A 1,854-nucleotide genomic window follows, 5' to 3' on the forward strand; every position below is an offset into this window, starting at 1 on the left:
TGTTGCATGTTGTGCGTGACGATGACGATCGTGACCTGGCCGCGCAGGGCGGCGATCGTCTCCTCCAGAACTGACGCGGGATCTCGCGCGGACCCCAACGACCGCCGGCGGTCACCCGGACGGACATCCGAGGCATGGGTCAGGCCTCAGCGAGGATCGGCGATCTACTTCCAGACGTGGACGTAGTCCACTTCCAGCGTCTTGGGGCCGGCGTCAATGCCGTCGTAGCCGGTCGAGGCTCGTCCCATCGCAGACGTGAGGGCCACGATGTACTTCTTGTTCAGCATGGCGCTCCCGGACGTGTTGACCATGCACAGCGTGCCGTTGACCCAGATCTGGAGCTTGTCGGCGTCCCACTCGAGGGTGAAGGTGTTCCAGGCACCCCGGTTGGCCACGCAGTCCCAGGCGGTGTTGGCCACGCCCGCGTTGCTCCCGTTGTACGGAGTCGGCCCGGTGGCGTTGTAGTGCAGGAAGGGAACCGACAGGGTCGGGTACTCCGAGTAGGTCTCGCTGACGTCGATCTCACCGGTGGCAGGGAAGAGTGATTCCCCAGCCTCCACGGCCGGCCAGAGCCAGAAGGCCTCGTGGAGCTTGGTCGGGGAGTCAGGCGAGATCTCCGGAGACTTCATCCGGGCCTCGAACCGGCCGTGCTCCTGGTTGAACCTGGCGTAGGTGCTCACCTGACCGGAGGCATAGGGCACGTCGGGGATGTTCTTGGAGCTGTCCGCAGACTTCGGGCAGGGCACGTTGGACGCCATCTTGCGGGTGGTGAGCTTGAGCGTCCCGTTGGACTGGCTGATGACCGACGGGTCGTCGATGTAGCACGCGTAGGCGTAGGGAGGACCCTCGCTGTACAGGCGGCCGTTGACGAAGTTGGTCTGAGGGGTCCACTTCGTGCGGTCGAGCTCGCTGGCGTTGAACTCCTCACCGAAGGAGCACACCCAGGGCGTGCCGTCCGCCTTGACCACGGGAGTGGTGCCACAGGTCGGTGCAGGGGCGGGTGCAGTGGCCAGCGCAGTCACCGGCAGTTCCGGGCTGGCCGCCGCAGCGTGAGTGGTCGTCTTGACCACCGTCGCACGGTACCGAGCCACGTTCGTGTTGGCGGGAGTGATGGTGAAGACGGCCCGCCCGCTGACTGCGTCGTACGGAGCAGTCCCGGCAGTGCCCCAGGTGAGGCCACCCCACTTCTCCAGCTTGACGGCTTCACCGTTCGCCAGATGAGTTCCCGTGGCCACCAGCGTGGTGGGGGTGTTGACGACAGCATCGCCCTGAAGCGCGAGCGTGAGCACGGGTTGAGCCAGCACTCCCGTCACCGTCAGGGTGGCACTGGTGGCAGCCTGGTGCGTCGCGCTGGCCTTGACGCTCACGCGGTACTTCACGGCCTTGGTGTTGGCCACCGGGACAGAGAAGCTGGCCGTCCCGGTGGAAGAGGCCGGAGCCGTGGCCACCGCGCTGTACAGCAGGCCGTTGAACTTCTCGAGAGTGATGGTGTCCCCGGTGTTCAGGCCGGTGGAGGTCACGGCGAGCGTGACATCTCCGCCCACCGTGGGGGTCGACGTTGCTGTGAGAGTGAGCGTGGGCTTCGGAAGAGCGGCCGCGTGGGCCACCAGCGGAAGCGTCAGGACGCCCAGCAGGCCGAGGAAGAGGGCAACAAGATGCAAACGTCGCACGGGAGCGTTCTCCTACAGAGCGGTGGAGCGCGGGACAGACGGGGGGTCTGCCAGTCCTACCACGCTCGCGCGCCGTGCGAACACGAAACGTGCGACTGCAACCTTCACCCCAGGACCGGGGTGGGCGTCAGCGGTGGTAGTTCGGAGCCTCGATCGTCATCTCGACGTCGTGGGGGTGGCTCTC

At 66.2% G+C, this 1,854-nt stretch carries 1 protein-coding gene; it reads right to left on the bottom strand.

Annotated elements, in window-relative coordinates; translation table 11 throughout:
* Window positions 1-164 precede the first annotated feature (164 nt).
* A complete protein-coding gene (locus ACOADB_RS04770; RefSeq protein WP_378596786.1) occupies window positions 165-1,670 on the bottom strand; it encodes a family 16 glycosylhydrolase in 1,506 nt (501 codons plus the stop codon).
* Window positions 1,671-1,854 lie beyond the last annotated feature (184 nt).

This window comes from Nocardioides sp. CPCC 206348 (assembly GCF_048654705.1).
Lineage (GTDB): Bacteria > Actinomycetota > Actinomycetes > Propionibacteriales > Nocardioidaceae > Nocardioides.